Here is an 8,653-nt window from a genome sequence, read left to right on the forward strand (position 1 = left end):
CCCGCCGGCGCGCGGACGGCACGATTCCGCTGACATTCGAAGTGATCTACGGCCACGCATGGAAGGCCGTGCCGCGCACGACCGCCGAAGGGCACGGGATCGTGCGCATCGAAGACATCGGAAAGGGGCGTCCGAAGAATCGGTAAAGCGGTAAAGAGGGGTTTTGTTATGTCTGAAATTAGCGGCGCAAAGCGGGGTCGAATTGGCGCCTGAAATGGCCGAAAAGCTTGTCACGCTTGGCTCGCGGGCCGATAGTCGCTTGCTTGTGGATGCCATTGAACCCGCCTATAATGCGTCAGCTTGTCGTCCCGGGGTCCCCGCAATACGGGGCGACGAGTCCGATGCAGGCATGCATCGCATGCCATTCGCGTGAGGCGGCGATGGAAGCAGCGAGGGTTTTGGCGGAGACGACGAACGGCGAGCCGGTCCTCGAAGACTGGCTCATGAAACGCAATTGTTCGGTGTCGCCGCGCCAGTTCGTGCTGTTTTACGCGTCGCTCGCGGGTTTCTCGCTGGTGATCGCGACATTGCTGATGTGGCAAGGAGCTTGGCTCGTCATGCCCTTCACCGGAATCGAGTTGCTGGCTGTGGGTGTCGCATTTGCGATCTATGCTCGCCATGCGGTCGATTACGAGCGCATCAGGCTGTATCCGCACCGGCTCGTGATCGAGCGGATGGATGCGGAGCGGCTCACGCAGATCGAATTCAACCCGCGCTGGGTGCGGGTCGAGCCGGGTGCGACGCCACGCGATCCGATTCGGCTGGTATCGCGCGGGCAGACTGTCGTAATCGGGCAGCATCTCGCGCAGTACAAGCGCGCGCAGTTCGCCGACGAACTGCGCGTGTCGCTCAGGCGCTGCGGCTGACGAGGCGCGGGCACCGGCGGATATGGCCGGCGGCTTGCGACGGGGGAGGGTTTGAATGGAAATTTTGGGTAAGGATGCTATGAAAACAATCAAGCGAGCCCTCACGGGCGTGCTGGCATGCAGCGGATTGCTCTTTGCCGGTGCCGCCCTGGCGGTCGGTGATAGCCCGGGCGGCCCCCGCGTCAACGAGATCAACTTTCAGCCGCCTGTCACGAAGATCGCCGAGGAGCTCTACGATCTCCACACGATGATGCTCATCCTGTGTACGGTGATCTTCGTCGGCGTGTTCGGCGTGATGTTCTATTCGATCTTCGCGCACCGCAAATCCAAGGGCCACAAGGCCGCCAATTTCCATGAAAGCACGACCGTCGAGATCATCTGGACGATCGTGCCGTTCGTCATCGTCGTGCTGATGGCGCTGCCGGCGACGAAGGCCGTCGTCGCGATGAAGGACACGACGAACGCCGATCTCACGATCAAGGTCACCGGCTACCAGTGGAAGTGGGGCTACGACTACGTGAAGGGCCCGGGCGAGGGCATCGGCTTCCTGTCGACGCTCAGCACCCCGCGTGACGAAGTGATGGGCAAGAAGCCGATCACCGACACCTACCTGCAGGAAGTCGACAACCCGCTCGTCGTGCCGGTCAACAAGAAGATCCGCATCATCACGACCGCGAACGACGTCGTCCACTCGTGGTACGTGCCCGCGTTCGGCGTGAAGCAGGATGCGATCCCCGGCTTCGTGCGCGACACGTGGTTCAAGGCCGACAAGGTCGGTACGTTCCGCGGTTTCTGTACCGAGCTGTGCGGCAAGGAACACGCGTACATGCCGGTCGTCGTCGAAGTCCTGTCGGAAGACGACTACGCGAAGTGGGTCACCGCGCAGAAGGCCAAGCTGGCCAGCGCCGCAGTCGATCCGAACAAGGTCTACACGATGGCTGAACTCGTCGCGCACGGCGAGGACGTCTACAAGGCGAACTGCGCAGCCTGCCACCAGGTGAGCGGCAAGGGCCTCGGCGCATTCCCGGCCATGGACGGCAGCCCGATCGTGAACGGCCCGATCGCCGGCCACGTCGAGCGCGTGCTGCACGGCAAGGGCGCGATGCCGTCGTGGGCGTCGCTGTCGGATCTCGACATCGCATCGGTGATCACGTACGAACGCAATTCGTGGGGCAACCACAAGAACGACCTGCTGCAGCCGAAGCAAGTGGCCGACGCGCGTAACGGCAAGATGCCGGAAGACGCGGCGGGCGCAGCGGCAGCGGCACCGGCCGAAGCAGCGCCGGCGCAAGCCGCGTCGGGCGCAGCCGAGCAGCCGGCGGCAGCGTCGGCTTCGGCCGCCCTGTCGACGATCTACTTCGAGACGGGCAAGAGCGTGCTGCCGGCCGACGCGAAAGCGGCGATCGCCACCGCGGCCGACTATGCGAAGGCACATCCGGACGCGAAGCTCGCGCTGTCGGGCTTTACCGACAAGTCGGGCTCGGCCGACGCAAACGCCGAACTGGCGAAGCATCGCGCACAAGCCGTGCGCGACGCGCTGAAGGCAGCAGGCGTGGCGGAAGACCACATTATTCTCAAAAAGCCGGAAACGATCACGGGCGGGGCTGACGCGAAGGAAGCCCGGCGTGTCGAGATCGGCCCGGCGGCTTGACGTGTCGCTGAGTTAGTCGACGTATTCGCATTAGGAGATTCTCATGTCTAGCATCGGGCACGACGTAGCCGCGGACCACGCGCACGACGACCACGCGCACGAAATGCCGCACGGCTGGCGGCGCTGGCTGTTCGCCACCAACCACAAGGACATCGGTACGCTGTACCTGTTGTTCTCGTTCATCATGTTCCTGTCGGGCGGCGTGATGGCGCTCGCCATCCGGGCCGAGCTGTTCGAGCCGGGCCTGCAGATCATGCGTCCGGAGTTCTTCAACGAACTCACGACGATGCACGGCCTGATCATGGTGTTCGGCGCGATCATGCCGGCGTTCGTCGGCTTCGCGAACTGGATGATTCCGCTGCAGATCGGCGCGTCCGACATGGCGTTCGCGCGGATGAACAACTTCAGCTTCTGGCTGCTGCCGGTTGCGGCCGTGCTGCTGGTCGGTTCGTTCTTCGCGCCGGGTGGCGCGACGGCTGCCGGCTGGACGCTCTACGCACCGCTGTCGACGCAGATGGGCCCGGGCATGGACTTCGCGATCTTCGCGGTCCACATCATGGGCGCGTCGTCGATCATGGGCGGGATCAACATCGTCGTGACGATCCTGAACATGCGCGCACCGGGCATGACGCTGATGAAGATGCCGATGTTCGCATGGACGTGGCTGATCACGGCGTACCTGCTGATCGCGGTGATGCCGGTTCTGGCAGGCGCGATCACGATGGTGCTGTTCGACCGCCACTTCGGCACGTCGTTCTTCAACGCGGCAGGCGGCGGCGACCCGGTGATGTACCAGCACATCTTCTGGTTCTTCGGCCACCCCGAGGTGTACATCATGATTCTGCCGGCGTTCGGGATCGTGTCGCAGGTGATCCCGGCGTTCGCACGCAAGACGCTGTTCGGCTATAGCTCGATGGTGTACGCGACGGCTTCGATCGCGATCCTGTCGTTCATGGTCTGGGCGCACCACATGTTCGCAACGGGCATGCCGGTCACCGGCCAGCTGTTCTTCATGTACGCGACGATGCTGATCGCGGTGCCGACGGGCGTGAAGGTGTTCAACTGGCTCGCGACGATGTGGCGCGGTTCGATGACGTTCGAAACCCCGATGCTGTTCGCGATCGGCTTCCTGTTCGTGTTCACGTTCGGTGGTCTCACGGGCCTGATGCTCGCGATGGCGCCGCTCGACATCCAGTATCACGGTACCTACTTCGTGGTGGCGCACTTCCACTACGTGCTGGTGGCCGGTTCATTGTTCGCGCTGTTCTCGGGGTGGTACTACTGGGCGCCGAAGTGGACGGGCTGGATGTACAACGAGACGCGCGGCAAGATCCACTTCTGGGCGTCGATGATCTTCTTCAACCTGACGTTCTTCCCGATGCACTTCGTCGGTCTCGCAGGCATGCCGCGTCGCTATGCGGACTACCCGGCGCAGTTCACGGACTTCAACCAGGTGGCGACGATCGGCGCATTCGGCTTCGGCCTCGCGCAGGTGTACTTCCTGTTCGCAGTCGCGCTGCCGGCCTACCGTGGCGGCGGCGAGCTGGAAAAGGCGTCGGACAAGCCGTGGGATGGCGCGACGGGCCTCGAGTGGACGGTGCCGAGCCCGGCTCCCTTCCACACGTTCGAGCAACCGCCGCACGTCGAGTAAGTTTCACCGTGCGCTCCGCCGCTGCCTGCCGCTGCAGGCAGGCGCGGCGGGCGCCGAACTGAAGTGTCAGATGAACCGGAATCCACAAGAAAGACGAACGCCCGAGCAGATTCGCGCGGGCAACAAGCGGCTCGGCCTCATCCTGCTCGTCATCGCCGCCGTCTTTTTTATGGGTGTCGTGATCAAGCAGTGGTGGCTGTCCACCCACTGATGCAGTAACGGACGCAGTAGCGAGGAAGTTGTCGTATGTCGAAGCCGGAAGAGGGCGCCGTCGATCGCGCGTTCAATCGTTCGATGCTGGTGAAGCTCTTCGTCGTGGCCGGGCTGATGTTCGGTTTCGGCTTCGCGCTGATCCCGATGTATCGGGCGATCTGCCAGATCACCGGCATCAACAACCTGGTGCAGCGCGATGTCAGCGAGCGCGAGGTGAAGAACTCGCAGGTCGACTATAGCCGCACGGTGTCGGTCGAGTTCGATGCGAACGCGCGCGGCCCGCTCGGTTTCAAGCCGGAGCACAACAGTCTCGACGTGCATCCGGGCGAACTGACGACGATCGTGTACGACGTGACGAACGGGCAGGGCCGGCCGGTCGTTGCCCAGGCGATTCCGAGCTACGCGCCGAAGCAGGCGACGGAGTTCTTCAAGAAGATCGAGTGCTTTTGCTTTACGCAGCAGACGCTGGCCGCGAACGAGTCGCGCAAGATGCCGGTGGTGTTCGTGATCGATCCGAAACTGCCGAAGGACGTGAAGACGATCACGCTGTCGTACACGTTCTTCGAGCTGAATACGCCGGCCACGCCGGCGCCGGCGCCGGGCAAGACCGCGGCGCAGGGCGCGGCGAAGCCGGACGCATGACGACGGAGGCGGGGCGATGACGGAGAAGCGGGGCGGGACGTTCGGCCAGGCGCTGAAAGCGGTGCTGTGGTCGTTCTTCGGGGTGCGCAAGCGGCGCGACCTGGAGGCCGACGCGACACAGCTGAATCCGCTGCACGTGCTGATCGTCGCGTTGTTGGCAGCCGGTGTGTTCATCGGCGTGCTGATCCTGATCGTGCGTGCCGTCGTGGGCTGAAGCCCGCGGCCACGAAAGAATGCAGTGCGCGGCGCCACGGTGCCGCGTGCAGGAAGGAGCGGTGGTGGTCACGCCGCGCAAGAAATAAAGCCGGAGCGGTTTCCGGTACACAAATTGGACTGAAGTGGAGAATCAAGCATGAGCGGTCAAAACCAGACCCCGTACTATTTCGTGCCGCATCCGTCGCAGCATCCGATCAGCGCGGCCATCGGCCTGCTGGTCATGCTCGGATCGACAGCGCTGTGGATCAACGGTCACGACTGGGCGCCGTTTACGGCGCTGCTCGGCCTGCTTTGGTTGCTCTTTACGCTGTATCACTGGTTCGGCGACGCGATCGCCGAATCGGAAGGCGGTCACTACGGCAAGAACGTCGACAAGTCGTACCGCTGGAGCATGAGCTGGTTCATCTTCTCGGAAGTCATGTTCTTCGGCGCGTTCTTCGGCGCGCTGTTCTATGCACGTGAAATCGCGCTGCACCAGCTCGGCAGCCTCGACTACAAGCTGATCTGGCCGGATTTCTCCGCCGTGTGGCCGAACGAAGGCCCCGCCGCGCTCGCCGGTCACTTCAAGACGATGGGCCCGTGGCCGATCCCGACGCTGAACACGGCATTCCTGCTGTCGTCGGGCGTGACGCTGACGATCTCGCACCACGCGCTGCGTGACGATCATCGCAAGAAGGCGATCGCCTGGCTGGCCGCGACGCTCGCGTTCGGTATCTGCTTCCTGTTCCTGCAGGGCTTCGAGTACTACCACGCGTACAACGAACTGAACCTGACGCTGAACTCGGGCGTGTACGGTTCGACGTTCTTCCTGCTGACGGGCTTCCACGGCTTCCACGTGTTCCTCGGCGGCACGATGCTCGCGGTGGTGCTGGTGCGGATGATCCGTGGCCACTTCAAGCCCGATCACCACTTCGCATTCGAAGGCGCCGCGTGGTACTGGCACTTCGTCGACGTCGTCTGGCTCGGCCTGTACGTCGTCGTCTACTGGCTGTAAATGGAACAACGGCCCGCGCAGCAATGCGCGGGCCGTTTTCATTGGGGTCGGCCGGGCAGCGTGGCTGCCGGCCTTCACCACCCTGGCGCCGCCGCGACTCAGTCAGGCGGCGCTTTTGCTTGGTGGCCCGGCCGTGCGGCGAAATGTCACAGCGGTCACAGCGGCCGCGGCGACCAACGGATCAACGCCCGATCGGCAGGCCGGTCGAATGGATCCAGCCCATCCCGTTCGCGATCAGGATGAGCAGGAACAGCGACACCGACAGCCCGACGCGGGTGGCGAGCGACCAGACCATGCGTTTCGTGTGGCCGCGGTCGTGCATCATGAAGTAGAGCGCCGAGCCCATGCTGGCAATGATGAGGACGAAGGCGATGGGAACGAGTATGTGCATGACACGAACCGGACGACGGCAATTCGAAAGGAAGAGGATAATTATCGCACTTCGCTTGTCGGCAGGTGCCGGGCGGGCCGCATGATGAAGATCCGCTGGCTGCCCGCGCTGCTGATTCTCGTCGTCGTCGCGGTTACGATCCGTCTCGGTTTCTGGCAGCGCGACCGTGCGCACCAGAAGGAAGCGCTGCAGGCGAGCATCGAGCGCTACGAGCAGGCGGCGCCCGTCGACGTCGGCGCGCAGCCGATGCCGCTCGCGTCGATCGAGTTTCATCGCGTGCGTGCGACGGGCCGTTTCCTGCCCGACCAGGCCGTGTTCCTCGACAATCGGCCGTATAACGACCAGCCGGGTTTTTACGTCGTGATGCCGTTTAAACTCACGGGCGGCGGCGTCGTGCTCGTGAATCGCGGCTGGCTGCCGCGCAATATCTCCGAGCGCACGGCGATCGAGCCGTTCGCGACGCCCGCGGGCGACGTCGAGATCGTGGGCGTCGCGCGCGCCGACGCGTCGCGCGCGTTCGAGCTCGGCGAAGGCGGGTCGGCCGCGCACCAGAGGATCCGGCAGAACCTGGACGTCGCCGCGTATGCGAAGGAAACGGGGCTGCCGCTGCAGCCGTTCGTGATCCAGCAGACGAGCGACGACGGCGACAAGCTCGTGCGCGACTGGCCGGCGGCGACGACCGGCGTCGAGCGCAATTACGGTTACATGTTTCAGTGGTGGGCGATGGCGGCGGCCGCGCTCGGCTTCGGCCTGTACGCCGCGCGGCGTGCGGCGAAGAAGTCGGCCGGCGCGTGAGCGCCATGCCAGGACGCGGCGCCGGCGCCGCGGGTTCGTTTCGAGAGGTCTGATTTGTCCATGCAATCTTCCCGTCAGGGTCCGGCCGCTGCGCCGATCTCGCCGGCGGCCCGCAAGCGCGGCCGCTGGATGCTCGTGCTGCTGGGTCTCGTGTGCGCCGCACCGATGATCGCGTCGTACTTCACCTATTACGTGATCAAGCCGAAGGGCGGCTCGACCAACTACGGCACGCTGATCGAGCCGCAGCGCCCGATTCCCGCGGATCTGCAGGTGACCGACGAAACCGGCAAGACGGTGCCGCTGTCGTCGCTGCGCGGCGTGTGGCTGTTCGTGATGACCGACAGCAGCGCGTGCGACGAAGCCTGCGCGAAGAAGCTCTATTTCATGCGCCAGATCCGCGTCACGCAGGCAGGCGAGCGGCACCGGATCACGATGGTGTGGCTGCGCAGCGATGCGGGCGTGACGCCGCAGAAGGTGCTGGATGCGTACCCGGATACGCGCCGGCTCGTCGCCGACCCGGCCGCGGTGGCCGCGTGGCTGCCGGCCGACGCAGGCACGAAGGACAGCGACCACATCTACATGGTCGACCCGAACGGCAACCTGATGATGCGCTTCCCGAAGGATCCGAACCCCAGCAAGATCAAGTCGGACGTGACGAAGCTGCTGAAGTGGTCGAGCATCGGCTAAGGCAATACGAGAGGCAATGAACCGATGTCGTATCTACTGCAACTCGGCCTGATCGGCTTCTGCATCGCGCTGCTGCCGCTGTCGTACGTGTGGGTGAAGGCCGACGACAACAAGTTTCGCAAGCTGGTGTGGATCACCACCTTCCTGACGCTCGATCTCGTGATGTTCGGCGGCTTCACGCGGCTGACCGATTCGGGGCTCGGCTGCCCCGACTGGCCCGGCTGCTACGGCACGTCGTCGCCGTTCATCGCGCACGCCGCGATCACGGCCGCGCACCAGGCGATGCCGACGGGCCCCGTCAGCATGTCGAAGGCGTGGATCGAGATGATCCACCGCTATTTCGCGATGGCGATCGGCGTGCTGATCATCGCGCAGGTCGTGATTGCGTGGACCGCGCGGCTGCGCCGCCGCCCGCTGCACGTGTCGCCGTGGTGGCCGACGAGCCTGCTGCTGCTGATCCTCGTGCAGGGCGCGTTCGGCGCGTGGACGGTCACGATGAAGCTGCAGCCGGTGATCGTCACGATCCACCTGCTGCTCGGCCTCACGC

At 64.4% G+C, this 8,653-nt stretch carries 11 protein-coding genes and 1 pseudogene; 11 read left to right on the forward strand and 1 reads right to left on the reverse strand.

The annotated features are described in order from the left end of the window. From JYJ84_RS21465 to JYJ84_RS21500, 8 genes and pseudogenes are all read left to right on the forward strand, one after another. Positions 1 to 146, forward strand: a pseudogene (locus JYJ84_RS21465) (SAM-dependent methyltransferase); the annotation flags it as partial. A 195-nt stretch (positions 147 to 341) separates the two neighbouring features. After that, positions 342 to 866 (forward strand): DUF2244 domain-containing protein, encoded by a 525-nt coding sequence (locus tag JYJ84_RS21470; RefSeq protein WP_011353279.1) that lies wholly within the window; start codon positions 342 to 344, stop codon positions 864 to 866. A gap of 55 nt (positions 867 to 921) precedes the next feature. Further along, positions 922 to 2,517: a cytochrome c oxidase subunit II gene (coxB, locus tag JYJ84_RS21475; protein ID WP_122946329.1), complete on the forward strand. Its 1,596-nt coding sequence runs from the start codon at positions 922 to 924 to the stop codon at positions 2,515 to 2,517. Between the two features lie 43 nt (positions 2,518 to 2,560). After that, positions 2,561 to 4,168: a cytochrome c oxidase subunit I gene (ctaD, locus tag JYJ84_RS21480; protein ID WP_031401318.1), complete on the forward strand. Its 1,608-nt coding sequence runs from the start codon at positions 2,561 to 2,563 to the stop codon at positions 4,166 to 4,168. A 70-nt stretch (positions 4,169 to 4,238) separates the two neighbouring features. Continuing rightward, entirely contained in the window at positions 4,239 to 4,379 is a 141-nt protein-coding gene (locus JYJ84_RS21485) for a cytochrome oxidase small assembly protein (protein ID WP_043187223.1), read from the forward strand. Positions 4,380 to 4,414: 35 nt separating this feature from the next. Next, a complete protein-coding gene (locus JYJ84_RS21490; protein ID WP_043187224.1) occupies positions 4,415 to 5,023 on the forward strand; it encodes a cytochrome c oxidase assembly protein in 609 nt (202 codons plus the stop codon). Positions 5,024 to 5,039: 16 nt separating this feature from the next. After that, positions 5,040 to 5,237: a DUF2970 domain-containing protein gene (locus JYJ84_RS21495; protein WP_043187225.1), complete on the forward strand. Its 198-nt coding sequence runs from the start codon at positions 5,040 to 5,042 to the stop codon at positions 5,235 to 5,237. 138 nt (positions 5,238 to 5,375) lie between these two features. Further along, a complete protein-coding gene (locus tag JYJ84_RS21500; RefSeq protein WP_011353274.1) occupies positions 5,376 to 6,233 on the forward strand; it encodes a cytochrome c oxidase subunit 3 in 858 nt (285 codons plus the stop codon). A gap of 181 nt (positions 6,234 to 6,414) precedes the next feature. Here JYJ84_RS21500 and JYJ84_RS21505 read toward each other — a convergent pair whose 3' ends face one another. Continuing rightward, the gene (locus tag JYJ84_RS21505; protein WP_043187227.1) at positions 6,415 to 6,624 is read right to left on the reverse strand and encodes a twin transmembrane helix small protein; all 210 of its coding nucleotides are present in this window, start codon (positions 6,622 to 6,624) and stop codon (positions 6,415 to 6,417) included. A gap of 84 nt (positions 6,625 to 6,708) precedes the next feature. Between JYJ84_RS21505 and JYJ84_RS21510 the strand changes: the two genes are divergently transcribed. From JYJ84_RS21510 to JYJ84_RS21520, 3 genes are all read left to right on the forward strand, one after another. Then, positions 6,709 to 7,419, forward strand: coding sequence for an SURF1 family protein (locus JYJ84_RS21510; RefSeq protein WP_236027711.1), 711 nt, complete (start codon positions 6,709 to 6,711; stop codon positions 7,417 to 7,419). 60 nt (positions 7,420 to 7,479) lie between these two features. Further along, positions 7,480 to 8,106, forward strand: coding sequence for a cytochrome C oxidase subunit I (locus tag JYJ84_RS21515; RefSeq protein WP_175221611.1), 627 nt, complete (start codon positions 7,480 to 7,482; stop codon positions 8,104 to 8,106). Between the two features lie 24 nt (positions 8,107 to 8,130). After that, positions 8,131 to 8,653, forward strand: a 523-nt coding sequence (locus tag JYJ84_RS21520; RefSeq protein ID WP_205189439.1) for a heme A synthase, incomplete at its 3' end; no start/stop codon positions are given.

This window comes from Burkholderia sp. LMG 13014, from assembly GCF_905232215.1.
Lineage (GTDB): Bacteria > Pseudomonadota > Gammaproteobacteria > Burkholderiales > Burkholderiaceae > Burkholderia.